The following is a 24,866-nucleotide window of genomic DNA, read 5'->3' on the forward strand; positions in this document are numbered from 1 at the left end:
CCGAACAGTCCCCCACCAGCCCGACGTCACCGCCGGCGGTATGAGAAACCAGGCCGTGCCTGGCGCCTCGACAAGCTTCCGCTCATCAACAAGGCTCTGAAAGACAACCAGCGGTTGTTCTTTCAGGACCCAACAGGGTGTTTTGCGCTCCTCCTCAGCCGCACCGAAGGCAAACCGTTCCCACCACCCCGAAGAGCAGCTGTACTAGGCGCCCCCGACCGTTGCCGAGGAAAAACTGGCCAGTGTCTCCGCCATCGAGCACCCCACCGCCACATTCGGACGGCGCGGGCTCCATACCAGCTTTCGCTGGATGGTGCTCCTTAGAAAGGAGGTGATCCAGCCGCACCTTCCGGTACGGCTACCTTGTTACGACTTCGTCCCAATCGCCAGCCCCACCTTCGACGGCTCCCTCCACAAGGGTTGGGCCACCGGCTTCGGGTGTTGCCGACTTTCGTGACGTGACGGGCGGTGTGTACAAGGCCCGGGAACGTATTCACCGCAGCGTTGCTGATCTGCGATTACTAGCGACTCCGACTTCACGGGGTCGAGTTGCAGACCCCGATCCGAACTGAGACCGGCTTTTTGGGATTCGCTCCACCTCACGGTATCGCAGCCCATTGTACCGGCCATTGTAGCATGCGTGAAGCCCTGGACATAAGGGGCATGATGACTTGACGTCATCCCCACCTTCCTCCGAGTTGACCCCGGCAGTCTTCGATGAGTCCCCGCCATAACGCGCTGGCAACATCGAACGAGGGTTGCGCTCGTTGCGGGACTTAACCCAACATCTCACGACACGAGCTGACGACAGCCATGCACCACCTGTGACCGCCCCCGAAGGACCCCCCATCTCTGGAGGTTTTGCGGCCATGTCAAACCCAGGTAAGGTTCTTCGCGTTGCATCGAATTAATCCGCATGCTCCGCCGCTTGTGCGGGCCCCCGTCAATTCCTTTGAGTTTTAGCCTTGCGGCCGTACTCCCCAGGCGGGGCGCTTAATGCGTTAGCTGCGGCACAGGGAACCGGAGAGGCCCCCCACACCTAGCGCCCAACGTTTACAGCGTGGACTACCAGGGTATCTAATCCTGTTCGCTCCCCACGCTTTCGCTCCTCAGCGTCAGTATCGGCCCAGAGACCCGCCTTCGCCACCGGTGTTCCTCCTGATATCTGCGCATTTCACCGCTACACCAGGAATTCCAGTCTCCCCTACCGAACTCTAGCCTGCCCGTATCGACCGCAGGCTTGGAGTTGAGCCCCAAGTTTTCACGGTCGACGCGACAAGCCGCCTACGAGCTCTTTACGCCCAATAAATCCGGACAACGCTCGCACCCTACGTCTTACCGCGGCTGCTGGCACGTAGTTGGCCGGTGCTTCTTCTGCAGGTACCGTCACTTACGCTTCGTCCCTGCTGAAAGAGGTTTACAACCCGAAGGCCGTCATCCCTCACGCGGCGTCGCTGCATCAGGCTTCCGCCCATTGTGCAATATTCCCCACTGCTGCCTCCCGTAGGAGTCTGGGCCGTGTCTCAGTCCCAGTGTGGCCGGTCGCCCTCTCAGGCCGGCTACCCGTCGTCGCCTTGGTAGGCCATCACCCCACCAACAAGCTGATAGGCCGCGAGCCCATCCCAGGCCGAAAAACTTTCCACCACCAGACATGCGTCCAGAAGTCATATTCGGTATTAGCCCCGGTTTCCCGGGGTTATCCCAAAGCCTAGGGCAGGTTGCTCACGTGTTACTCACCCGTTCGCCGCTCGAGTACCCCGAAGGGCCTTTCCGCTCGACTTGCATGTGTTAAGCACGCCGCCAGCGTTCGTCCTGAGCCAGGATCAAACTCTCCAACAAAAACTTGTTGAACAATCCATCCCGGCAACAAAAGTGTTGCCAAAGGAATCCCAACCAACAACCCACTCCAAAGAGCAGATCACCAGTCCGGGGTATAAATCATAATTGGCACTGGCTTATCAAACACCCTGTTGAGTTCTCAAAGAACAACCACACACCATCCGACAGCCCCGCTAACCGCAGGACCCCGTCCGGGGCATTTCGTCCGCGTCCCCGCCGCTCCCGCGCCGGGCACTTTTACTACGTTACCTCACCGTCTTCCCCGTGTCAACCGGTGTGTCCCGGTCTGTCACGCTTCGTACGGGTCGGCCTCCGGTGAGCGCACGCAGCGGCGTACCACTGCGTTTGATCATCGGATTTGGCAGGCCGGCCGCCCTGCGGTCACCCGCGAGCTCGTCCGTTTCCCTGCCGGTCGACAACCTTACCCGGTCGGTTCCGCTCCGCCAAATCCGCCTCGCGGCGTTCCTGTCGGGCACCACCCGGACCGTGTCGGTCAGGAGCTGGGCTCCCGGCTGACCCGGTACCAGTCCGGTTCGGCGCTCCGGTCGTTTCCTCCCGTTTGCCCCGTTCCGCGCTGGCAGAGAGAAAGTTACGTGTCTGCGGGTTTGATCGTCAAATCCGGGGGTAGCGTCCCGCGTCACATCATCCTCGTACGCGAATCTTCCCAGCTCAGAGGGGTCAGGATCGGCGCCGGGCGGCAAGCCAGCCCCGGACACCGAGCACTCCGACCGCCGTACCGAGCAGCAGGGAGGCGGCGATCAGCAGCGCGTGCACCCAGAGGAACCCGGTCGGCGAGCCCTCGCCCACCGTCCCGGTCGACCAGGCGCGCGGGTCGTTCCAGATGGCCAGGGCGAACCTCGGCCAGATCACCCAGGTCCACACCCCGACCCCGACCAGGAACAGCGACCAACCGCGCGACAGCACCATGGCTGGCCAGTATGCCAGCGCCGGTGCCCGGCCCGGCCGCGTCGAAGCCGGTCCCGGTCCTGCCTGAGCAGCGGTTTCCAGATCCTGGAGCCCGGGCACTGTCCACGGTTCAGGACCGAAGACCGGAGGTGGCCATGCAGCCCTTCAATCCCTGGACCTGGCGGGATCCGTCCGCGCTCGCCGGCGGGTACGACCAGACGACCGCCGCGGACGTACCGGAGCAGCGGTCGGCGGCGGACGACGGTCCGGACGCACCCGGCCCGGGCACCCCGGTCGACCTGGTCGGCTACCGGGTGGAGGCGACCGACGGCCGGATCGGCGAGATCGACCGGGCCAGCGACGAGGCGGACGCGCGCTACCTGGTGGTGGACACCGGGCCGTGGATCTTCGGGAGGAAGGTGCTGCTGCCGGCCGGCACGGTCGCCCGGGTGGACCACCTGGAGCGCACCGTGCACGTCGACCGGACCCGGGACCAGGTGAAGGACTCGCCGGCGTTCGACCCGGACGACTTCGCCCGGCCGGAGTACCGGGACCGGGTGGGGAACTACTACGCCGAGAGCTACCGGCAGGGCTGAGCGGTGTCGCAGGGGCGGTGGCCGGCGGGTCGCCGCCCCTGCGCGTACCCGGGAAAGGGGGCGGCGGGCCGGCGAGCCCGGAGTTACCGTGTCAGGCATGGTCCGGGTCCTCGTTCCCGCCCCGGAGACCGGCGACGGTCTCCCGGCGGCTGCCGCACCGGCCCTGCCCGGCCGCCTCGACGGCGGCCGCGACCAGCTCCTCGACGTACTCCGTGCCGGTGGACTGCGGTTCCGCGCCGGCGGGCGATGGCGTCCCGCGCTCTGACGAGCCGACTCCACTGAACCAGGGGCCGACCCGCCCCGGTTCCCGCGCGCCCGCGCGTCCTCCACACCCACGGCACGAAAGGCGTACCACCATGTCCGCAGCACGGATGCTCACCGGAGACCGCCCGACCGGGCGGCTGCACCTGGGCCACTACGTCGGCAGCATCGCCAACCGGGTGAAGCTGCACCAGCGCTACGACAGCTTCTTCATCATCGCCGACCTGCACATGCTGACCACGAGGAACACCCGCGAGGACATCGAGCGGGCCACCGACAACGCCCGGGAGATGGTCACCGACGTACTGGCCGCCGGGGTGGAGCCCGACCGGGCGACGTTCTACCTCCAGTCGGCGATCCCCGAGGTCGGCGACCTGAACACCCTGTTCCAGAACCTGGTCACCGTGCCCCGGCTGGAACGCGTCCCGTCGATCAGGGAGATGGCCCGGGACGCCGGCAAGGACGAGGTGCCGTACGGCCTGCTCGGCTACCCGGTCCTGCAGGCCGCGGACATCCTCTGCGTCCGGGCACAGGTGGTGCCGGTGGGTAAGGACAACGCGGCGCACGTCGAGGTGACCCGGGAGATCGCCCGGCGCTTCAACCATCTCTACGGGGAGGTCTTCCCGGTGCCCGAGCTGGTGCCGGCGGAGACGCCCACCCTGGTCGGCACGGACGGTCGGGCCAAGATGAGCAAGAGCCGGGGCAACGCCATCGGGCTGGCCGACGACGCCGCGACCGTGCGGCGCAAGGTGCGGGGCATGTACACCGACCCGAACCGGGTGCGCGCCGACGTGCCCGGGACCGTCGAGGGAAACCCGGTCTTCGCGTACCACGACGTGTTCAATCCGGACCGGGCCCGGGTGGCGGAGCTGAAGGAGCGCTACCGGGCCGGCCGGGTCGGTGACGTGGAGGTCAAGGAGGAGCTGGCCGTCGCGCTCAACCGGTTCCTCGACCCGATCCGGGAACGCCGGGCGCGGATCGAGGCGGACCCCGGCCTGGTCGACCGGCTGATCGTCGAGGGCACCGAGCGGACCCGGGCCGAGGTGCGCCGCACCCTGGTCGAGGTGCGCCGGGCGATGGGCCTCACCGCCGTCTACCAGCGGGTCCGGCGCCGGGCCGAGCGCACCCGCCGGGCCGCGCCCACCCCGTCCTGACGGAGGGGGTACGCCGAGAAAGAGGCGCGCGGGCGGACCGCCGCTGCCGGTAGTCTGCCCGCGTGACCAGTGCCGCGCCGCAGCCCGCCCCGACGTCGTACGACGTGTCGGTCGGCGCGCTGCGACGCCGGCGATCCACGGTGCGCCGCACCGTCGACCGCCTGCGCTGACACCTTTCCTGCGACCGGCGGATCGAGCCGCCGGTCCCGCCGATCGTCCTCGGTCCGTCCGTCCTCCCGTCCGGTGATCCGCCTCCGCCGCGGATCCGCACGAGATCGGCGTACCCATGGATCTTGAAATGTCCCTCTCCGACCGGCTGGCGCCGGCGTTCGCGGCCGTGGCCGGCGGTCCCGTCGACCCCGTCGTGCGGCGCTCGCAGCACGCGGACTTCCAGTCCGACGCGGCGCTGGCGCTGGCCCGGCGGCTCGGCCGGCCACCGCGGGAGATCGCGGCGGCGGTACGCGACCGGGCCGACCTGGCCGACCTGTGCTCGTCGGTGCAGGTGTCCGGGCCCGGTTTCCTCAACCTGACCCTCTCCGACGCGGCCCTGGCCGGGATGGTCGGCGCGCTCGCCGGCGACCCGCGCCTCGGGGTGCCGGTGGTCGCCCGGCCGGAGACGGTGGTGGTCGACTACTCGGCGCCGAACGTGGCCAAGGAGATGCACGTCGGGCACCTGCGTTCGACCGTGATCGGCGACGCGGTGGCCCGGCTGCTGGCGTGGCGGGGGCACCGGGTGGTGCGGGCCAACCACCTGGGCGACTGGGGCACCCCGTTCGGGATGCTCATCGAGCACCTGGTGGACCTGGGCGAGGCCGGGGCGGCGCACGAACTGTCGATCGGTGACCTGGACTCGTTCTACACGGCGGCCCGGGCGAAGTTCGACGCCGACGCGGGGTTCCGGGACCGGGCCCGGCTGCGGGTGGTGGCGTTGCAGGGCGGCGACCCGGACACCCGGCGGCTGTGGCGGCTGCTGGTCGAGCAGTCGGAACGCCATTTCCTGACCGTGTACGACCTGCTCGACGTCACCCTGACCGGCGCGGACTTCCGGGGCGAGAGCAGCTACAACGACCTCCTGCCGGCGGTGCTGGCCGACCTGGACCGGCTCGGGCTGCTGCGGGACAGCGCCGGGGCGGCCTGCGTCTTCCCGCCCGGCTCGGTGGGCCGGGACGGGGAACCGCTGCCGCTGATCGTCCGCAAGTCCGACGGCGGGTACGGCTACCCGGCGACCGATCTGGCGGCGATCCGGCAGCGGGCCGGGCAACTCGGCGCGACCCGGCTGCTCTACGTGGTGGGGCTGCCGCAACGGCGGCACTTCGAGATGGTCTTCGCCGCTGCCCGGCAGGCCGGCTGGCTCACCCCGCCGGCCCGGGCCGAGCACGTCGGCTTCGGCTCCATCCTCGGCGCCGACGGGCGGATGCTGCGGAGTCGGGCCGGTGGGACGGTGAAGCTCCAGGCGTTGCTGGAGGAGGCGGTGGCCCGGGCGACCGAGCTGGCCCGGACCCGGAACCCGGAACTCGGCGCGGCGGAGGCGGCCGAGGTGGGCCGGGCGGTGGGCGTCGGCGCGATCAAGTACGCCGACCTGGCCAACGACCGGCACCGTGACCACGTGCTGGACTGGGAGCGGATGCTCTCCCTGGACGGCAACACCGCCCCCTACCTCCAGTACGCGTACTCCCGGATCCGGTCGATCTTCCGGCGGGCCGGGGTGGCGGCCCGGCCGGACGCGCCGGTGCCGCTGGCCGAGCCGGCCGAGCGGGCGCTGGCGTTGGAGCTGGCCGGCTTTGCCCCGGTGGTGGCCGAGGTGGAACGCGGGCTGGAGTTCCACCAGCTGGCCGGCTACCTGTTCCGGCTGGCCACCGCCTTCAACGCGTTCTACGAGCGGTGCCCCGTGCTCCGGGCCGACCAGCCGGTGCGCGACGGCCGGCTGCTGCTGGCCGAGCTGACCGCGCGGGTGTTGCGGCAGGGGTTGGAGCTGCTCGGCATCCGGACGCCGGAGCGGATGTGACCCGGTCGGGTCAGCGCGCCGGCCAGCTCTGCACCTCGACCAGGTTGCCCTCGGGGTCGCGGAGATAGGCCGAGCGGAGGCCCCAGCCGGGGCGGTCGGCGGGTGGCGCCACGACCGTCCCGGCGGGCAGCGCGGCGACGGTGGCGTCGACGTCCGGCACCGGGACCACCACCAGGACGCCGCCGTCGCCCCGGCCGACCGGCAGCGCCGCCTCGGCGGCCCGACGGCCCAGGACGGCGAGCACCGTCTCGCCGCCCCGGTCGAAGCTGGCGTACTCGAACTCGGGCACCACCTTCTCGGGCTCGCCGAGCAGGTCGGTCCAGAAACGCAGGGTGGCCGGGAAGTCGTCGGCCACCACCCGGGCGTGCACCGTCATGCCGGTGAGCGTAGCGAGCGCCCACCGGGCCCGCGGCCCCGTCCGGCCTGACGAAACCTCGTGGCGCCGGGCGACCGTGCTCCGGCAGGCTGCGGCCCATGATCGAGCTGAGGGAACTGACACCGGAGGACTGGGCGCTCTGGCGGGAGCTGCGGCTGGCGGCGCTCGCGGAGGCGCCGCACGCGTTCGGGTCGCGGCTGGCGGACTGGCGGGACGCGGGCGAGGACCAATGGCGGGGCCGGTTGGCACTGGTCGGCTCGGTGAACCTGGTCGCCCTGCTCGACGGCGTGCCGGTCGGCATGGCCAGCGGCGTGCCGGGGGACGGGGGGCGGACCGCGGACCTGATCTCGATGTGGGTGGCCCCCGCCGGACGCGGGCGTGGCGTGGGCGACGCGCTAGTCGACGCCGTGGAGAGTTGGGCCCGCCGGACCTCGGCCAGCACGCTGGAACTCTCGGTACGGGTGGAGAACGCGCCGGCCGTCGCCCTCTACGCCCGGCACGGCTTCACCGACACCGGTCGCGCCCCGGCGGGCGAGGCAACCGAGAAGATCCTGGCGAAATCGCTGCGATGACCCCTCGCCTGCATTTCTTAAATGCATGGAAACAGTCGAAACAATGAATGTCGAGTGAGCTTCTCCACAAGGGTCGATCGCCCGTGGAAATCACCTCTACTCCGGTGTTAGAAAAGGCGCACCGGACGTCGGCGGGCTCTTTCGACAACAATCGCCGAGCACCCCGGGCCGGTCGGTGACCCACCGACCGCGCCTCGCCGACGCTCCGGGCGTTCCCACGAGGAGAGGGGCTCAGTCATGTCCGCAACGCCGAACGCCTTCCGCTGCCTGACGGCGACGTTCGCCCTGCTCATCACGGTCGCCGCAGGGCTGTTCGCGGTGGCTTCGCCGGCCCAGGCCGCCCGGAGCACCGCGTACCAGGTGACCGTCGTCCGCACCGGCGGATTCGCCGGGGTCGACGAGAGTTACACCGTCACGTCGCAGCCCGGCTCACCTTTTGCCGCCACGCTGATGGAATCGGTCAGCAGCCGTGAGTTCCGGTCCCTCGCGCCGTCGTACCTGCCGACGCCCAATGGTGCGGACCGGTTCCGTTACACCGTCACGGTGGCGTATTCGAACGGGCGCACGAAGACGGTCGTCGCGGTCGACGGCGCCGACGCTCCGGCCGTGCTGTGGCAGGTCGTCGACACGACGATGCGGATCGCCGCCGGCCCGACCGTCGCGGCGACCAACTGACCCCTCGCACGACAACGGCCGGTCCACCGCTCGGTGGGCCGGCCCGGTCAGCACTGGGTGACCAGGGGCTGGTTCTCGTCGACGAAGTACGTCGACAGCATCAGGGTGGTGACGTCTGCCGTGACGTTCCGGGCGTTGTGGACGACCCCCGGCGGGATCAGGAACGGCTGCCCCGCGTGGATGGTCAGGGTCGGCCGGTCGTCGAACTCCATGTCGACCGTGCCCCGGATGAGGAAGCCGACCTCCTCACCCGGATGGTGGTGCCGACCGGAGGCCATCCCCACCGGGATCTCGAACAGCGTCTGCACGATCAGCCGACCCGGCGCCGAGGCCGGATGCCGCTGCAACTCGGTACGCCGTACCGACGGTGGCTCCGCCACGGTGGGATGGTGCGACATCGGGGCGTCCTTCCCTTGGGCCTCGGTGCCGGGGACGGCCCGGACAGAGCCGACGCTAGTCCGACCTGGGCGGCCGGGGAGGGCGAATGCGCCGGTCGTGCGGGTCAGGCGGTGCGCAGCTCGGCGAGGAGCCGCTCGACCCGGGTACGGATCTCGTCGCGGATCGGCCTGACCGCCTCGACGCCCTTGCCGGCCGGGTCCTCGAGCTTCCAGTCCTCGTACCGCTTGCCGGGGAAGACCGGGCAGGCGTCGCCGCAGCCCATGGTGACGATGACGTCGGAGGACTCGGCGGTGGCGTACTCGAGAAGCCGGGGGGTCTGGTCGGTGATGTCGATGCCGACCTCGCGCATGGCCTGCACCGCGGCCGGGTTGACGGTCTCGGCCGGGGCGGAGCCGGCCGAGCGGACCTCGACGGTGTCGCCGGCCAGGTGGCGCAGCCAGCCGGCGGCCATCTGGGAGCGGCCGGCGTTGTGCACGCAGACGAACAGGACGCTGGGCTTGTCGGACATCACGAGCCTTTCGGGCGGGACCGGCCGGGGCCGGTGGTCATGAGCGGTGGTCGGGGGCCCGATCGTGGCCCTCGGTGGGTACGACCACCCGGTCGGCGGCCAGCCCGGCGTCCGGGTGGAGCGCGAGCAGCAGACCGGTGCCCACGGCGAGGCCGACGAGCTGCGCGACGACGAAGCCGGGGACCGAGGCCGGGGCGATGCCGGCGAAGGTGTCGGTGAACGCCCGGCCGACGGTCACGGCCGGGTTGGCGAAGGACGTGGACGAGGTGAACCAGTAGGCGGCCCCGATGTAGGCGCCGACGGCCGCCGGGGCGGCGGTGGCGCGGCCGGAGCGGGCCAGGGCGAAGACCAGCAGGACCAGCCCGGCGGTGGCGACCACCTCACCGAGCCACAGGTGACCGCCGGTCCGTTCCTTGCCGGAGAGGTCGACCGCCGCCAGGTCGAACATCAGGTTCGCCAGCACCGAGCCGGCGATCGCTCCGAGGATCTGGGCCGGCAGGTATCCGGCCAGGTGGCGGACGGTGAGGCCGGTGCCGGCGCGCCGGCCGAGGAACCAGTCGGCGGCCGACACGACCGGGTTGAAGTGCGCGCCGGAGACCGGCCCGAAGATCAGGATCAGCGCGCCGAGCGCCAGCGCGGTGGCGATCGAGTTCTCCAGCAGTTGCAGGCCCACGTCGGTCGGAGACAGCGTGCTGGCCATGATCCCGGAGCCGACCACGGCGGTGACCAGCAGGGCGGTGCCGGTGAACTCGGCCAGCAGGCGCCGCCACAGGGTGATGGTCATGGGTACGTTCTCTCCTGGTCGGTGAGGGTGCGCGAGCCCGGCCCGCTACGGCTGGGCCGGGTCGACGGCGAGCAGCGACGCCAACTGGCGGAGCGCCCCCGACCGGGGGCGGTAGTAGACCCAGGTGCCACGCCGTTCGGCGTCCACCAGGCCCGCCTCGCGCAGCACCCTGAGGTGGTGGGAGATGGTCGGGCCGGTCAGGTCGAACGCCGGGGTGAGGTCGCAGACGCAGATCTCGCCGCCCTCGGCGGAGGCGATCATCGACATCAGTTGCAGCCGGACCGGGTCGCCGAGCGCCTTGAACGCCGGCGCGAGCGCGACGGCCGTCTCGGCGGGCACCCGCCCCTGCGCCAGGGGAGCGCAGCAGGTGGCAGCCGCGGTCGGGTCGACGGCTGCCACCCCCGGTTGATTCGACATGCCTCTAGGTTGACAGTTCTCTAATCAGCGTGCAAGTCTCTGCTTCGACGGACGTCGAGACAGCATCGGACGGGGGACCGCGATGGGCGCCACTCCTACCGGGGGAGACCGGACGGCGGCGGGCCTCGGCGTACGGCCGATGGTCGCTCCGGACGCCGACGCCGTGCTGGCCATCTACCAGGCCGGCCTCGACGCCGGCAACGCCAGCTTCGAGACCACCGCCCCCACCTGGCCCGTCTTCGACGCCGCCCGGCTGCCCAGGCACCGTTTCGTGGCCGTCGACGCCACCGGCACCGTCGTCGGCTGGGTCGCGGCGTCCCCCACCTCCACCCGGGCGGTCTACGCCGGGGTGGTCGAGCACTCCGTCTACGTACATCCGGCCGCGCAGGGGCTCGGCGTCGGCCGGTTGCTGCTCGACGCCCTGATCTCCTCCACCGAGACCGCCGGGATCTGGACCGTCCAGTCCGGCGTCTTCCCGGAGAACTCCGCCAGCCTCGCCCTGCACCGGCGCGCCGGCTTCCGGATCGTCGGTACCCGCGAGCGGGTCGGCCGCCACCACGGGACGTGGCGCGACGTGGTCCTCATCGAACGTCGCAGCCCCACCGTCACCTGACTCCCGCACCGAAGGAGCTCCCCGATGAACGCCCTCGACCAGCTGCCCGTCGCCGTGATCGGTGCCGGCCCGGTCGGCCTGGCCGCCGCCGCCCACCTGCACGAGCGCGGCCTGCCCTGCACCGTCCTCGAAGCGGGTGACGACGCCGCCGCGGCCGTACGACAGTGGGGGCACGTACGGCTCTTCTCCCCGTGGCGCTACAACGTCGACCCGGCCGCCCGCCGACTCCTCGACGAGGCGGGCTGGACCGCCCCCGACCCCGACGCCCTGCCCACCGGCGCGGAGCTGGTCGCCGACTACCTGCGACCGCTGGCCGAGCTGCCGCAGCTCGCCCCCCACATCCGCTACGGCGCCCGGGTCCGGGCGATCACCCGCCTCGGCCTGGACCGGCTGCGCACCGCCGGCCGGGACCACACCCCGTTCCTGATCCGGCTCGCCGACGGCGAGGACCTGCTGGCCCGCGCGGTGATCGACGCCTCCGGCACCTGGGGCACCCCGAACGTCCTCGGCGCCGCCGGCCTTCCCGCCCACGGCGAGAGCGAGGTCGGCGCGTACCTCGAACACGCCCTGCCCGACGTGCTCGGCACCGACCGCGACCGGTTCGCCGGCCGGCACACCCTGGTCGTCGGCGCCGGCCACTCGGCCGCGAACACCCTGCTCTCCCTCGCCGAACTCGCCGCCGAGACGCGCGGCACCGAGGTGACCTGGGCCATCCGGACCGCCTCACCCACGCGGACGTACGGCGGTGGCGACGCCGACGCCCTGCCGGCCCGCGGAGCGCTCGGCTCTCGGCTGCGCGCGCACGTCGACGCCGGCCGGATCCGGCTGCTCACCGGCTTCTCCGTGCACGCCCTCGCCCCCGCCGACGGCCGGGTCACCGTCGTCGTGCGGCACGCCGGCGGCGAGCAGGAGTCCGTGACCGTCGACCGGGTCGTCGCGGCGACCGGCTTCCGGCCCGACCACTCCATCGCCGCCGAGCTGCGCCTCGACCTCGACCCGGTGCTGGACGCCACCCGCGCCCTGGCCCCGCTGATCGACCCGAACGAGCACTCCTGCGGCACCGTGCCGCCACACGGCGTGGACGAGCTGACCCACCCCGAAGTCGGCTACCACGCCGTCGGCATGAAGAGCTACGGCCGGGCGCCCACCTTCCTGATGGCTACCGGGTACGAGCAGGTCCGCTCCGTGGTGGCCGCCCTCGCCGGCGACTGGCGGGCCGCCCGGGACGTCCAGCTCGACCTGCCGGAGACCGGCGTGTGCAACAGCAACCCCGACGACTCGGTCGACGGGACGGACTGCTGCGGGCCGGCGCCGGCCGCCGAGCCCGTCGCGCGCGGCCTGGCCACCGGCGTCTCGGGTGGCCTGCTGGCCGCACCGCTGACGCTCGTCACCCTCGACGCCGCGCCCGCTGGCGGCTGCTGCGGCAGCTGACGCGACGGGCGCCCGGTTGCGCCGGGCCGTCGCTCCGAGCCCGGGACCTGGCTAGTCGACCGCGATACGCAGGCCGCGCACCGGTGAGGCGATGACCAGCGCAAGGCTGAGCACGACGGACACCGTAAGCATCAGGTAGGCGGCCCGGACCCCGTAGGCGTCCGCGGCCAGCCCGCCGATCAGGGCGCCGAACGGCGTACCACCCCAGGCCAGCATGCGCCCGGTGGTGTTGACGCGGCCCTGCAGCGCATCAGGGGTGAGCAGTTGGCGCACGGTGATGCCGTTCGCGTTCACGGTCAGGCGCGCCACGGCCCAGACCGCCCACCCCACCAACGCCACGGCGAACACCGACGTGCCGGCCAGGCCGACGAGGGCCGCGATGAAGATGACGAGTCCCGCGATGGACACCATTCCCTGGCCGGCCCGACGGCTGGCTCTGGGCAGGAGGACGGCGGCGACCAGCGAGCCGACGGCGGCGGCGGCGTAGAGCAGACCGAGGCGCTGGTCCTCCGGGCTCAGGCCGAGCGCCTGGTCGGCGTGGACGACGAGCAGACCCAGCACGCCGCCGACGGCGACGTTGAGACCGAATCCCGCAGCGGTCAGCGTACGCAGCACCGGCGTTCGCCAGAGGTAACGCACTCCTTCCGCGATCTCGGCCCGCAACCGGCGGGCCACCGCCGGCGCCGGATCCAATCCGGTCCGGACCTGGGCGAGCAGCGCGGCGGACACCAGATAGGTGGCCGCGTCGACGGCCAGCACCAGGGTGGGGTCGGCGATCGCGGCCAGCAGTCCGGCGGCGGCCGGCGCGGCGATCTCCAGCACGATCTCGGTGGACCAGATGAGACTGTTCGCCCGGGTGACCCCTGGCTTGCCGACAATGCGTACGAAGGCGCCCCAGGCCGCGGCGTCGAACCAGCAGAACCCGCAACCCACGCCGAACGCCACGACGAGCAGGTACCAGGGGGCCAGCACATCGAACAGCGCGGCGACCGGCACGGTGGCGAGCAGGAGAGCGCAGCACACGTCGGCCGCGATCATCATGCGCCTGCGGTGCAGGCGGTCCGCCGCGACGCCGGCGAAGAGCCCGAACAACAGGTACGGCAGGGCTTCGAGGCCGACCACCGCCGCGGTCAGCGTCGGCGAGGCGCTCGTCCGGTAGACCAGCAGCGGCAGGGCGACGGCGGTGGCGGCGGTCCCGGCGACCGAGACCGATCGGGCGAGGTACCAGAGCGAGAAGTCACGGTGGAACAGCCGGCATCCTTCGACGCCGGCTGTCGCGACGAGCCGCGTCACAGCCTGTTTCAGACCAGCAGGGCGAGGTGCCGGTCGTCGATGCTGGTCAGCGCGAGGTGCAGGTCCGCCGCCAGATCGTCGCCGGGGTGGAAGCAGGCGGTGCCGCCGCCGCCACCGCCGGGCCCGACGTGCCACGCCGTCGACTCGTCGCCCTCGTCGCCGGGGTGGAAGCACAGGGTGCCGCCGCCGCCGGGCTCGGCGTGACGAGCCACCGGCTCACCGTCCCGGTCACCCGGGTGGAAGCAGGCGTAACCGCCGCCGCCGCCGGGCACGAGGTGATGGGCCAGCAGCTCTTCGCCGTCGTCACCGGGACGGAAGCACAGGTTGCCACCGGGGCCGCCGGGCCCACCGTGCCAAACCATCAGCTCATCGCCCTTGGCACCGGCGCGGAAGCTGTAGTCGCCAGCAGACATGTTTCCCTCATCTCGTTCGAACTGGACGTGGTCGGGTGCTCGTCGCCCGGTCCGGCGACGGCCACAGGGGCCACCCCCGCCCGGTCGGAACGACGGGCACCCCGTGCCGCACCAGGCTGAAGCGCTCCAGCCCGGGGGCGATCGTGGTGGCCACCGCGATCGGTGAGCCGACTGGCGCGACCTCGCACACGTGGTGGTCGATGCCGTGCCGGGCCAGAGCCCGCCCGACCTGCTCCAGCCCCCAACCCGGGCTGCCGTCGCCGGCTACGTCGGCGCGGAGCGGCACCGCCCGCACCGGCCCGGAGAGCAGCTCGTCGAGGGGCATCAGTGCACACCGTTGCAGTGCCGGCCAGGACGCCAGACGGTGGACCGCAGGCTGGCCGGTGGCGGATGAGGAGAGCGCACAGACCTGGATCAGCTCCCCGAGGGCACGCGACGCGGCGTCGGTGGCCCAGAGCGACGCGCCGGCCCCGAGCCGGGTCGGCTCGCCGTCGGCGGCGGAGCTGACCGCCAGGTACACCGGCACGTCCAGGTCGGTGGTGACGTCGAGCAGGTGCACAGGCGCGCCGGCCGCCCGTACGGCCTCCGCGTGCAGTGAACGCAACCCGTCCGGCAGATCCCCGACCGACACGAGGTCGAGGCCCGGAATCCCGGCGACGTACCAGCGTAGAAGCGCCTGCCCGAGCCCGTCGTGCTCGATCAGCTCGCAGAGGCCGTGATAGACGGCCTCTGCCAGGTCGACGCCGGCCGCAGTGCCCAGGCTGGACGAGTACCGCAGCAGACTGCGGTACGGCCGGACGTCGTCCCCCGCCACCGGCCAACGGTAGTAGCGCGGATCGGTGAGGAACGTGGGATAACGGACCTCCCCGTAGGAGGCGCACGCCGCGACGGAGTCCGGAAACTCCGTCGCCCACCGCTGCACGACCAGGTCGGGGTCAAGGGTGGACTGTCCGGCCACGACGCTCGCCGGCAGCAGTCCGGTGGCGTCCGCGGTCCATCGACGGTTGTCCCGGGCTGACATGAGATAGCGCTCCAGGGCCTCGAAGTGCGCGCTCGCCGCGCCCTGCGCCCCCGCTCCCTTCCCCGCACCCACGGCGACCCGTGCTCCGTCCCGGAACAGCGTGACGCGCATCGTCGGCAATGCGGACGGGCCGAGGACCGCCGCCCGCGCCGTGAGGCCGAGCCGGTCGATCTCGGCCGTGGCCGTCGCGAGGGCGCACTCCGCGGGTACGGATCGGAACGGCACCGCAGCCTCCCCCGGACGATTCACCGGCCCGGACTGTGTCAGTGAACTGTCTCGATGTCAACGGTTGCCGGTCGGCTCGTCACCCTCGACGCCGCGCCCGCCGGGGGATGCCGCGGCTGACGTCCGGCCCGAGCGCCGCAGAGCCCGACCCGCCCTGTCGCGCGGGTCGGGCTCTGCGAGTTCGGCGTGGGCCGGGAATCAGCCGTTGACCCAGGTGCACTTCCAGGTGCTGGCCAGGATCGGGTACACGAATGTGGGGAAAGCCGCCTTCTGGCGGACCAACCGGCGCTCATAGCGTGAGGTCGATGAAGGGCAGCCGCAGGGGCGATCAGGCTTCGGCGACGGTCACGACGACCTTGCCGCTGGACAACGTGCCCGCGGCCGCGTCGGCGTGCAGTGCGGGCAGGTCGGCCAGCGCCACCCGTTCGGCGACGTTGACGCGCAACTCACCGGTGCCGACCCGGGCGGCCAGGTCGGCGAGTTGGTCGGCGTCGCTGCGGACGAAGAGGTCGATGCCGCGTACGCCGCGCTCCTCCTCGGAAGGGGCGGGCATCCAGACGGTGGTGTTGACGAGGGTCCCGCCGTCCCGGATCAGCCCGACCAGCGCGGCGAGCTGCTCCGGGGTGACCGGAGCGAGGTTGAGTGCCAGGTCGACCGGCTCGGTCACCGCCGCCGTCACGTCGGTGGTGGTGTGGTCGACCACCTCGTCGGCGCCGGCGACTCTCACCCGGTCGGCGCTGCGCGGGCTGGCCGTGGCGATCACGTGGGCACCGGCCTCCTTCGCGAGTTGCACCGCGTAGCCGCCGACCGCTCCGCCCGCTCCGTTGATCAGCACCCGCTGGCCGGCGGTCAGCTTGCCGTGGTCGAACAGCGCCTGCCACGCGGTCAGGCCCACGAGCGGGAGCGCCGCCGCGTCGGCCAACGGGATGTTCCCGGGCGCACCGGTCAGGATCTCCGCCGGCGCGATCACGTACTCCGCGGCCGATCCGGTCCCCGTCATCGGCAGGAAGCCGATGACCGGGTCACCGACCGTGAGGTCGTCCACGCCCTCGCCGAGCGCGTCGACCGTGCCGGCGACGTCGAGGCCGGGAGTGTGGGGCAGCTCGACCGGGATCGGGCCCTGCATGTTGCCGGCGCGGATGTTCCCGTCGACGCCGTTGAACGACGTGGCGGCCACCCGGATCCGGACCTGACCGGTGCCGGGGGTGGGCTGCTCGACGTCCTCGTATCGCAGGACCTCGGGACCGCCGAACTCGTGGAAACGCACTGCCTTCATCGCTGAACCTGCTTTCGTGAGTGCCGTGGGTCACCAGGGCCGCCCGGAGGCGACCGCTGGATTCGCGGTCGCTGGAGACGTCACTCAACTTCGCAGGATCCGGCGTGGTTAGCCTGGGCCGAGTTGGCCCACCCTGATGATGGCCGGTTCTTCGGTGACGCTGACGATCTCGGCCAGCCGCGCCGCATCGGTCGAACCCGGTGCCGCGGTGAGCATCAGGGCCGCCAGGTCGTCGCCCGGGATGGCGAGCATGCTGCCGACGAGCGTGACGGCGCCGCCCTCCGGATGGAGGAAGGCGGCGCTGCTCTCATGGGCCGCCACCGGTCGCGGCGTGCGCCACAAGGTGTCGAACGGGCGGCTCCGGCTCCGCAACTCGTCCACCAGCGCGGCCAGCGACGCGTCGGCGGGATAGCGCAACAGCGCGCTCCTCAGGCGGGCGACGAGGACCGCCTCGTGGTCGTTCGCGTCGGCCGAGGACTGCCGGAAACCATCGAACGGGTCGCAGAACGTACGCCAGGCGACGTTCCACTCCCACGGGTCCCCCGTCAGGCCCCAGTGCCCCAGGGCCACGAACGCACTGTTCACGGCGAGCAGGTTCATCGCGGCGTCGGAGACGAACATCGGAGTGTCCGCGAACCGCTCCAGCAGCCGCGTCGCACCCGGACCGACCTCGTTCGGCACCTGACCGTCCGCGGCGGCGTACCCGGCCAGCGCGCAGAGCCGCTCGTACTCGGCCCGGCCGATCCGCATTCCACGGGCGATGGCGTTCACCACCCCGGCGGACGGATGGCTGCGCCCCTGCTCCAGTCGGCGTACGTAGTCCGCGGACATCCCCGCGAGTTCGCCGAGTTCCTCCCGCCGCAGCCCCTGCACCCGCCGACGGCCGACCGGTAGCCCGACAGCCGCAGGTGAGGTGCGCTCCCGCAACTGGCGCACCGCGTCGCCGAACTCGTGACGATCCACGGGCCAAGTGTGCCCCGGACGACGTCGTCCGTTCAGCCGGCGGTACGCAGCAGCACGGCGTCGGCCTTCAGCAGGTGGTGGCCGGCCGGGCTGTCCTCGTACGACATCGTCACCCCTCGGGTGCCCCACGGGGTGCGGGTGTCGGCGAGGAACACGTAGTCGATGCGGCGGTTCTTGTCGGTCGTGGGCCGCGTCAGCCGACGTCCGAGTTCAAGCTGTGCCGCGTCGTGGAACGCGCCGGTGCCCCCGACAGCAGGGCCCATGATCAGGTTCATGTCGGCGGCGTGGCCGACGTTGCTCGCCTCGGAGGTCAGGTTGAAGTCGCCACCGACGATGACGGCCCAGTTGGCGGCACGGTACGGCGCCGTGTGAGCCATGATCGCCGCGACCTGCGGACCGCGTTCGGGCTGGGTGCCCTGACCGCCGGACGTGGGGTACGCCGACAGATGCGTCGAGCAGCCGAGCGTCGGGATCCCGCGGTGGAGGAACTCGACGCACGCCAGCCCGAATTTCTCGACGCCGCCGACATTGTTGTTGGGGTAGTCGATCACCGTGGTCGGTCGGCCGGGAGCACGGGTGTAGATCACCGCTTCGCCGATGTCGTCGCCGTGGCAGCCGGGATTGTTGGCACCGCCGTTGTGCTTCTTGCGCGGATGGTAGGCCATCGTCCACTGCGGCTTCGCCGCCTGGAGTGCGTCGAACCACGGCCGGCACACCTCCTGAAGGGTCGCCAGCTCGGGCTGGAGATCCTCGATCTGCTGCACGGCGAACTCCCACGCCGCGGGCACGTGGTCGGTGTTGTGCTGGATCACGCGGACCGGCGCGGCCGAAGCCTCGAGGCCCCGACCGTGGTCGCGGTCGGGGTCGGCGGCTGCCGGCCCGGCCGTCGTCGTGAGGGTGAGCAGGGTGGTGGCCAGGCAGGCGACCACGGACAGCGGAAGTCGACGCATGCGCAGGGACGTTAGGTGGGCGGTTCGTCCCACCGACGGCGGCGATGTGACGTCGACACGGCCGTCGGGTGACAACCGGCCGGCGTACGGCATGGAAAAGGGGCCGTTCCGGTTTCCCGAAACGGCCCCTCACCTGCTGTGCGCCCGAAGGGACTCGAACCCCTAACCTTCTGATCCGTAGTCAGATGCTCTATCCATTGAGCTACGGGCGCTCGTGCTCAGCCAGCCTACACGACCGACTTTCGCGCGGAGACTCCGGGATTCGAACCCGGGAGGGGCTTTAAGACCCCAACCGCATTAGCAGTGCGGCGCCATAGACCAGACTAGGCGAAGTCTCCCTGGTGGCCCGGAGACCACCGCGGCCGAGAATACAGGTCCGCCCCCACCCGGAGCAAAGCGACTTCCGTCCCCGCCCGGCGGCCCGGCCCGAGGCAGCCCGCGGCCCTGCGTTTCCACCCGGTGCCCGGCCGCGATCGGGACTAGGCTCCGTCGATATGCAGGAGCAGCCGCCCAGTGATCCGCCCCGCCGCGAGTCGGCGGAGAAGCCCCGGCGGAGCCGCTCGCCCCAGGCGACCTTCACGCCGCCGACCACCCCGCCACGGCCGGATACGGGCCCGGTGAAGCAGCAACCGGACGACGACAGCGCCGCGTCGGGTCGCCCGCCCCGGACCAGGCCAGCGCCCGGTGTCCTCTTCCAGCCGCCCGACCGGCCGGTCCCGGGTGGCGGCGCCTCGTCCGTAGCCGACGCGACGGCGGACACGAGCGCGTCGACCCCTGCCGGGAACGACCCCGCCCCGGGGACGGCCCGGCGGGCGGCGGCGCGGCCGGCGACTGCGCAGCCCCGACCCGCCCGCCGGTCCGCGCCGGCTGCCCGGAGGGCGTCCTCGGCCGGGCCGGGCGACGCCGAGCCCGCGGCCGGGGCGAGTGATCCGGCCCACAGGGTGCCCGATCCGGTCACCGGAACGGCGGCCGGGTCCGGCTCCGCCGAGTCCGCCCCGCCACCGGCCGAGACCCCGTCCGGCGCGGGAGCGGAGGTCAGCGAGCTCGTCGAGGACCCGCGGCCAGCGGCCCCTGCGCCGACGCCGCGGGTGCGCAAGGCGGCGACGAAGAAGGCCGGGTCGCCTGCGGCACCGGCGAAGAGGACCGCACCGACGGCCCGAGGAGAGTCGCCGACGAAGAGGGCTGCGCGAACGGCCGGCGGCGAAACGCCGACGAAGGGCGGGCCAGCGGCCGGGACAGAGACACCGGCGAAAAAGGCCACGCCGGCCGTCGGAGAAGACATGCCCGGTAGGAAGGCCACGCCTGCGGCCGGAAAGATCACGCCGGCCAGGAAGGCCGGCACCGCGAGCAGGGGCGTCGCGCCGACGAAGACCCCGGCGCAGCGGAAGACCGCTCCGGCGGCGCCACCGGAGAAGCTGCCGACAGCGCCGCGGCCCGAGCGGTCAGCGGCCGCGCTCACCAGTCGCCACCGGCCCGGGACGGAGGTGCCGGTGGCGGACGGCTCGGTGGCGTCGGGGCGTACCCGGGAATGGGAGCTGGCGACGCTCACCGGGCGGCTGCGCGACCACCCCGGTTTCGCGCCGGAACTGCTGGCCCTGGCCGCCGTGGAGGCGCTCGGGCCGCGGGCCCGGGACTGGACGCAACGGCTGCGGGACGCGTACCCGCAGGCGGATCCGGACGCCCTGGCCCGGTTGGCCAGCCGGCGGTTCGTCCGGGCCGCCGGGCTGGGTGGCGCGGGCGCCGCGGTGGCCGGGCTGTTCGCGCCGGTGGCCGAGCTGGCGGCGGTGCTCTGGGCCCAGGCCAACCTGGTGCTGCACCTGGCCGCGACGTACGGTCGGGACCCGCTCGACCCGGAGCGCGCGGTCGAACTGCTGGTGCTCACCCAGGTGCACCCGGACGCGGCGAGCGCCCGTGCGGCGCTGGACGCCGCCCGGGCCGCCGACGGGCCCGGGGAACGGTCGTGGCCGTGGGTGGCCGAGGCGGCGTGGCGGCTGGCCCTCCCGCTGGCCGCGCAGGCCGGCGGCTGGCTGGGGCTGCGGCTCGCCTCACGGCTGCTGCCCGGGGCGGCGGTGCTCGCCGCCGCCACCGGCGACGCGGCCGCGGCCGAACGGTTGGCCGCCCGGGCGATCGGCGCCTACCGACCCCGTTGACCGTCCGGTCCTGCGCCGCTCCGGGAGCGGCGGGTCAGAGCCAGCTGAACCATTCGCGGGGCAGCAGGGCGTAGCCGACGAAGGCGACCACGTCGAGCAGGGTGTGCGCGACGATCAGTGGCGCCACCCGCCGGGTGCGCAGGTAGAACAGGCTGAACACCACACCCATCACGGCGTTGCCGACGAAGGCGCCGAAGCCCTGGTAGAGGTGGTAGGAGCCGCGCAGCAGGGCGCTGGTGGCGACCACCGCGCCGAGCCGCCAGGAGAGCTGGCGCAGCCGGGTGACCAGGTAGCCGACCACGATCACCTCTTCCAGCACGGCGTTCTGCACGGCGGCGATGATCAGCACCGGGACCGCCCACCACAGGTGGGGCAGGCCGGCCGGCACGAGGGTGGCGTTGATCCCGAGGTGCGCCGCCACCCAGAACAGGGCGAGGCCGGGCAGGCCGATCAGCGCGGCCAGGCCGGCGCCCCGGGCGAGGTCGGAGCCGGGCCGCCGCAGGTCGACGCCGAGCGTCCGGGCCGGGTCGCCGGGGCTGCGGGCGAGCAGGTGTACGGCGAGCAGCACCGGCAGCAGCGCGAAGACGATCCCGAGCAGTTGGTACGTCAGGTCCAGCCAGGGCCGGGCCGACTGGGAGGTGTTCAGCGAGGCGGTCTGCTTGGAGAGCGGCCCGTCGGCGGTCAGCTTCGCGATGATCGACACCAGGGCGTAGACCGCGGACTGCCCGAGGGATAGCCCGAGTACCAGCAGGGTCTCGGTGCGGAGGGTGCGGCGGGACACCGCCGGCCGGGTGAGCTCGTCGACCGTCACGCCGACCACTCTGCCCCACCTGATGGCCCGCCGACACGGGCCGATCCGACGATGTGCGGCGGTCGCACAGTCTGTGCGACCGGTGTGCACGCTCCGTGGACATTCTATGGGGGCCCCGAACCGCAGTCCCCGAAGGAGCGCACCCCCGTGGAGAACTTCGCACGGCTGCTGAAGGAGAGCTGGGCCCTGGTGGAGGAGGACCGGGAACGGCTCAGTGGTCACTTCTATGCCCGGCTGTTCCTGCTGGACCCCGCCCTGCGGCAGCTCTTCCCGGTGCAGATGTCCGGCCAGGGCGACCGCATCCTGGAGGCGATCGTCACCGCCACCCAGACGGTGGACGACCCGGAGAGCTTCGACGAGTACCTGCGGGCGCTGGGCCGGGACCACCGGAAGTACCACGTCGACACGACGCACTACGAGACGATGGGCGTCGCCCTGCTGGATGCGCTGCGCAGCACCGCGGGCGACGGCTGGAACCTGGAGTACGACCAGGCGTGGCGGGAGGCGTACCAGGCGATCACGGCGAAGATGCTGGCCGGCGCGGACGCCGACGAGAACCCGCCGTTCTGGCACGCGGAGGTGCTCACCCACGAGCGGCACGGCGCGGACACGGCGGTGCTGACCGTCCGGGCCCTGCAACATGAGCTGCCCTGGCGGGCCGGCCAGTACGTCAGCCTGGAGGTGCCCCGGCACCACCCGCGGGTGTGGCGCACCTACTCGGTGGCGAACGCCCCGAACGACGACAACGTGCTGGAGTTCCACGTCCGTACGCCGGAGGGCGCGGGTTGGGTCTCCGGGGCGCTGGTCCGCCGGACCCGACCCGGTGACCTGCTGCGGCTGGCCGCGCCGATGGGCTCGATGACGTTGGACACCGAGTCGACGCGGGACATCCTCTGCGTGGCCGGTGGGGTGGGGCTGGCCCCGGTGAAGGCGCTGGTGGAGGAGCTGACCAAGGTCAACCGGACCCGCTGGGTGCACGTCTTCTACGGCGCCCGCCGCCCGGAGGACCTGTACGCCCTGCCTGCGCTGCAGGAGCTGGTGGAGACGTACCCGTGGTTGTCGGTGACGCCGGCGTGCAGCGAAGACCCGGACTTCGACGGGGAGCTGGGGGACATCTCCGAGGTGGTGACCCGCTACGGCCCGTGGACGTCGCACGACTGCTACGTCTCCGGCTCGGCGCGGATGGTCCGGGCGACCCTGCGGGCGCTCGCCGAGGACGAGGTCCCGCCGCAGCACATCCGGTACGACACGTTCGGCAACGTGTAGCGACTTTCCTCCCCCCAACCGGGCCGCGTGCCCCCGCCCCCTGGGGCACGCGGCCCGGTCCCCCGCTCCGGTGTGCGGTCCGGGCCGGCAACCGGCCCGCGCGCCGGAGCGGGGCCCGTCCGGGTCGGCCGCCGGTCAGTACCGCCAGGGGCTGCCGGTCTGCCGGTACTCCTCGACCGGCACCAGGGGCACGCCGGGGGCCATCCGGTCGACGTAGAGCCGCCCCTCCAGGTGGTCGATCTCGTGGGCGACGAGCCGGGCCATTGCGTACTCGAACGAGGTGATCACCCGGCTGCCGTCCCACTGGGTGTGTTCCACGTCGATCCGCAGCGGCCGGGGCACCAGGCCGCGGTGGTCGAAGAAGGAGAGGCAGCCCTCGTACTGCTCGTCGGTTTCCCCGGCCGCGTCGACCACCCGCGGGTTGAGCAGGACGACCGGTTCGGCGCCGCGGTCGGCGGGGCGGACCAGGGCGGCGGCCCAGCCGATGCCGAGCTGCGGCGCGGCGATGCCGACGCCCTTGCTGAACGGGTGCAGTTCGTCGAGGCGGGCCAGCATGCCGCCCAGCCGGGCGACCACCTCACGGGCGGTCCGCTCCTCGCGGGGCAGGTCGAACTGGCGGGCCGGCTGGCGGAGCAGGTCGGCGCCGCGTTGGACGATGCCGATGGCGCGCATCCGGTCGCTGGCCCGGACATCCCCCGGGCGGTCGGCGGGGTCGTCGGGCGGGCCGCCGCGGAACCGCCACTGGAGGCGGTACCGGGCGTTGAGCGGGGGCTCGTCGGTGCCCCAGTCGAAGATCGCCCGGTCGCCGTCGTCGTGCCGGGCCACCGGCGTACGCAGTGGTCCCTCCTCGGCGGAGAGGGAGGTCTCCACCCCCCACACCTGTGGTTCGAGGGTGGCGGGCAGGTCGAGGCGGACCTCCAGCCGGCGGGTGGGCACCCGGACGGCCCGCTGGAACCAGGGGCCCCACTTCTCCCGCCCGACCTGGTACGCGTACTCGATGGTGGCCCGGTCGCCGGGATAGAGCGGGAACCGGCCGTCGCCGTTCTCGAAGAGCAGCCAGATCTCCTTGAAGGCGTCCCGGTCGTGCTTGGCCCGCCAGTGCAGCGGTTCCTGTTCGCCGTCGTCCTCCCGGTAGGCCCGTAGGCGCAGCTCGGCGAAGCTGAGCGGGTGTTCCCGGTGGTGCCGGTTGGAGCGGCCGGGGTCGTTGGGGTAGCGGTCGACGGCGACCCGGACGAGGTAGCGGGTGACCGGTTCGGTGCCGGCGTTGTAGAGCTCCCGGCGGATGACGCAGTGGTAGGCGTCGTCGGCGTAGCGGAGCCGGGCCTGTTCCCGTTCGACGATGAGCCCGGTGCCGGGGGGCATCCACTGGCCGGGGGGCGGGGGCTCGCGGTGCGGTGCGGCGGATCGGGCGTGCCGGATTTCGTCGTACTCCCGGAAGCGCTGCCAGATCGCGCCGCTGGCCTCCAGGACGGCCTCGGCCCGGCGGGCGAAGTCCTCGGTGGGGCGGTGCCGGCGCCCTTCGACGTGGCTGACGTAGGAGGGGTCGAAGCCCATCAGGGTGGCGAGCTGCTTCTTGGACAGGCCACGGCCGGTGCGGTGCCGGGCGAGTTCCGCCGCGAACGAGTCGGCTGCCCGTTCGATGGGGGAGGTCGTCATAGCTTCCTCGTGGCCGGGAAGTACCAGGTTTCACGTTCCGTGGCCGGACGGGTACCGGACTGGCATCATGTCGACAGGAGCCTTGACAATTTAGGTAGATCTTTCGATGCTTTCGCCGCGATCGATCGCGCCGCAGGTCGGCACCGTTTTCACCCGTCGCCGCCGGGTAGTACGAGCCTTGGGGGAGTGACCCGGACCTCCCCGGATCGACCCCGCCGCATCTTCCCCCGCACCCCCGAGTGTGGTTAGGCTAGCCTTATCTGTACGAGCGGGAACTGGGACAAGGGGACGGTCAGGTGACAGCGG

The 24,866-nt window shown here is 72.1% G+C and carries 24 protein-coding genes, 2 tRNA genes and 1 rRNA gene; 10 read left to right on the forward strand and 17 right to left on the reverse strand.

All coding sequences use genetic code 11. The features are described from left to right. Positions 1–324 precede the first annotated feature (324 nt). A 16S ribosomal RNA gene (locus GA0074704_RS01925) occupies positions 325–1,839 on the reverse strand. 678 nt (positions 1,840–2,517) lie between these two features. After that, positions 2,518–2,766, reverse strand: coding sequence for an SCO4848 family membrane protein (locus GA0074704_RS01930; protein ID WP_088968898.1), 249 nt, complete (start codon positions 2,764–2,766; stop codon positions 2,518–2,520). A gap of 134 nt (positions 2,767–2,900) precedes the next feature. Between GA0074704_RS01930 and GA0074704_RS01935 the strand changes: the two genes are divergently transcribed. The 4 genes from GA0074704_RS01935 to argS all read left to right on the forward strand — a co-directional run bounded on the left by GA0074704_RS01935 (position 2,901) and on the right by argS (position 6,761). After that, entirely contained in the window at positions 2,901–3,341 is a 441-nt protein-coding gene (locus tag GA0074704_RS01935) for a PRC-barrel domain-containing protein (protein WP_088968899.1), read from the forward strand. 97 nt (positions 3,342–3,438) lie between these two features. Then, complete coding sequence (locus GA0074704_RS28990; RefSeq protein ID WP_172880347.1) at positions 3,439–3,606, forward strand: hypothetical protein; 168 nt, start codon at positions 3,439–3,441, stop codon at positions 3,604–3,606. Positions 3,607–3,697: 91 nt separating this feature from the next. Continuing rightward, positions 3,698–4,756: a tryptophan--tRNA ligase gene (gene trpS / locus GA0074704_RS01940; protein ID WP_088968900.1), complete on the forward strand. Its 1,059-nt coding sequence runs from the start codon at positions 3,698–3,700 to the stop codon at positions 4,754–4,756. Between the two features lie 286 nt (positions 4,757–5,042). Continuing rightward, the gene (gene argS / locus GA0074704_RS01945) at positions 5,043–6,761 is read left to right on the forward strand and encodes an arginine--tRNA ligase (RefSeq protein WP_088968901.1); all 1,719 of its coding nucleotides are present in this window, start codon (positions 5,043–5,045) and stop codon (positions 6,759–6,761) included. Between the two features lie 10 nt (positions 6,762–6,771). On the opposite strand, the gene GA0074704_RS01950 is transcribed toward argS, so the two are convergent. Continuing rightward, positions 6,772–7,137, reverse strand: coding sequence for a VOC family protein (locus tag GA0074704_RS01950; RefSeq protein WP_088968902.1), 366 nt, complete (start codon positions 7,135–7,137; stop codon positions 6,772–6,774). Positions 7,138–7,235: 98 nt separating this feature from the next. Here GA0074704_RS01950 and GA0074704_RS01955 point away from each other — a divergent pair, with 98 nt between their 5' ends. Further along, positions 7,236–7,709, forward strand: coding sequence for a GNAT family N-acetyltransferase (locus GA0074704_RS01955; RefSeq protein WP_088968903.1), 474 nt, complete (start codon positions 7,236–7,238; stop codon positions 7,707–7,709). A gap of 237 nt (positions 7,710–7,946) precedes the next feature. After that, positions 7,947–8,384, forward strand: a complete 438-nt coding sequence (locus GA0074704_RS01960; protein ID WP_088968904.1) for a protealysin inhibitor emfourin — start codon at positions 7,947–7,949, stop codon at positions 8,382–8,384. Positions 8,385–8,431: 47 nt separating this feature from the next. On the opposite strand, the gene GA0074704_RS01965 is transcribed toward GA0074704_RS01960, so the two are convergent. From GA0074704_RS01965 to GA0074704_RS01980, 4 genes are all read right to left on the reverse strand, one after another. Then, positions 8,432–8,764 carry a cupin domain-containing protein gene (locus GA0074704_RS01965; RefSeq protein ID WP_231926732.1) on the reverse strand — a complete coding sequence of 111 codons (333 nt, stop codon included), beginning with the start codon at positions 8,762–8,764 and terminating at the stop codon, positions 8,432–8,434. Between the two features lie 122 nt (positions 8,765–8,886). Continuing rightward, a complete protein-coding gene (locus GA0074704_RS01970; protein ID WP_088968906.1) occupies positions 8,887–9,291 on the reverse strand; it encodes an arsenate reductase ArsC in 405 nt (134 codons plus the stop codon). Between the two features lie 37 nt (positions 9,292–9,328). Next, entirely contained in the window at positions 9,329–10,075 is a 747-nt protein-coding gene (locus GA0074704_RS01975; protein WP_088968907.1) for an aquaporin, read from the reverse strand. 45 nt (positions 10,076–10,120) lie between these two features. After that, complete coding sequence (locus GA0074704_RS01980; protein ID WP_088968908.1) at positions 10,121–10,492, reverse strand: ArsR/SmtB family transcription factor; 372 nt, start codon at positions 10,490–10,492, stop codon at positions 10,121–10,123. Between the two features lie 82 nt (positions 10,493–10,574). On the opposite strand from GA0074704_RS01980, the gene GA0074704_RS01985 reads away from it, so the two are divergent. Continuing rightward, positions 10,575–11,105 carry a GNAT family N-acetyltransferase gene (locus GA0074704_RS01985; RefSeq protein WP_088968909.1) on the forward strand — a complete coding sequence of 177 codons (531 nt, stop codon included), beginning with the start codon at positions 10,575–10,577 and terminating at the stop codon, positions 11,103–11,105. Positions 11,106–11,129: 24 nt separating this feature from the next. Continuing rightward, positions 11,130–12,536 carry an FAD-dependent oxidoreductase gene (locus tag GA0074704_RS01990; RefSeq protein ID WP_088968910.1) on the forward strand — a complete coding sequence of 469 codons (1,407 nt, stop codon included), beginning with the start codon at positions 11,130–11,132 and terminating at the stop codon, positions 12,534–12,536. A 51-nt stretch (positions 12,537–12,587) separates the two neighbouring features. Here the strand turns inward: GA0074704_RS01990 and GA0074704_RS01995 are convergent, their stop codons facing one another. The 8 genes from GA0074704_RS01995 to GA0074704_RS02025 form a co-directional block, all read right to left on the reverse strand. Continuing rightward, a complete protein-coding gene (locus GA0074704_RS01995; RefSeq protein WP_157743573.1) occupies positions 12,588–13,829 on the reverse strand; it encodes an MFS transporter in 1,242 nt (413 codons plus the stop codon). A gap of 8 nt (positions 13,830–13,837) precedes the next feature. Next, positions 13,838–14,242, reverse strand: coding sequence for a hypothetical protein (locus tag GA0074704_RS28660; RefSeq protein ID WP_157743574.1), 405 nt, complete (start codon positions 14,240–14,242; stop codon positions 13,838–13,840). 7 nt (positions 14,243–14,249) lie between these two features. Further along, positions 14,250–15,488: a YcaO-like family protein gene (locus GA0074704_RS02000; protein ID WP_088968912.1), complete on the reverse strand. Its 1,239-nt coding sequence runs from the start codon at positions 15,486–15,488 to the stop codon at positions 14,250–14,252. Between the two features lie 328 nt (positions 15,489–15,816). After that, positions 15,817–16,764, reverse strand: coding sequence for an NADP-dependent oxidoreductase (locus tag GA0074704_RS02005; protein WP_088968913.1), 948 nt, complete (start codon positions 16,762–16,764; stop codon positions 15,817–15,819). Positions 16,765–16,872: 108 nt separating this feature from the next. After that, positions 16,873–17,727: a helix-turn-helix domain-containing protein gene (locus GA0074704_RS02010; RefSeq protein WP_088968914.1), complete on the reverse strand. Its 855-nt coding sequence runs from the start codon at positions 17,725–17,727 to the stop codon at positions 16,873–16,875. A 32-nt stretch (positions 17,728–17,759) separates the two neighbouring features. Beyond that, on the reverse strand, positions 17,760–18,677 hold the full coding sequence (locus GA0074704_RS02015; RefSeq protein ID WP_157743575.1) for an endonuclease/exonuclease/phosphatase family protein: 918 nt from the start codon (positions 18,675–18,677) through the stop codon (positions 17,760–17,762). 139 nt (positions 18,678–18,816) lie between these two features. Further along, a tRNA-Arg gene (locus tag GA0074704_RS02020) sits at positions 18,817–18,889 on the reverse strand. A gap of 35 nt (positions 18,890–18,924) precedes the next feature. Then, positions 18,925–19,015, reverse strand: a tRNA-Ser gene (locus GA0074704_RS02025). Positions 19,016–19,957: 942 nt separating this feature from the next. Between GA0074704_RS02025 and GA0074704_RS02030 the strand changes: the two genes are divergently transcribed. Then, entirely contained in the window at positions 19,958–20,827 is an 870-nt protein-coding gene (locus GA0074704_RS02030; protein WP_088968916.1) for a hypothetical protein, read from the forward strand. 34 nt (positions 20,828–20,861) lie between these two features. Here the strand turns inward: GA0074704_RS02030 and GA0074704_RS02035 are convergent, their stop codons facing one another. After that, positions 20,862–21,638, reverse strand: a complete 777-nt coding sequence (locus GA0074704_RS02035) for a CPBP family intramembrane glutamic endopeptidase (RefSeq protein WP_088973385.1) — start codon at positions 21,636–21,638, stop codon at positions 20,862–20,864. A gap of 147 nt (positions 21,639–21,785) precedes the next feature. Between GA0074704_RS02035 and GA0074704_RS02040 the strand changes: the two genes are divergently transcribed. After that, positions 21,786–22,904, forward strand: a complete 1,119-nt coding sequence (locus GA0074704_RS02040) for a globin domain-containing protein (protein ID WP_088968917.1) — start codon at positions 21,786–21,788, stop codon at positions 22,902–22,904. A 135-nt stretch (positions 22,905–23,039) separates the two neighbouring features. Here GA0074704_RS02040 and GA0074704_RS02045 read toward each other — a convergent pair whose 3' ends face one another. Then, on the reverse strand, positions 23,040–24,560 hold the full coding sequence (locus tag GA0074704_RS02045; RefSeq protein WP_088968918.1) for a peptide deformylase: 1,521 nt from the start codon (positions 24,558–24,560) through the stop codon (positions 23,040–23,042). Between the last annotated feature and the right edge of the window lie 306 nt (positions 24,561–24,866).

The sequence above is a fragment of the Micromonospora siamensis genome, from assembly GCF_900090305.1.
Lineage (GTDB): Bacteria > Actinomycetota > Actinomycetes > Mycobacteriales > Micromonosporaceae > Micromonospora > Micromonospora siamensis.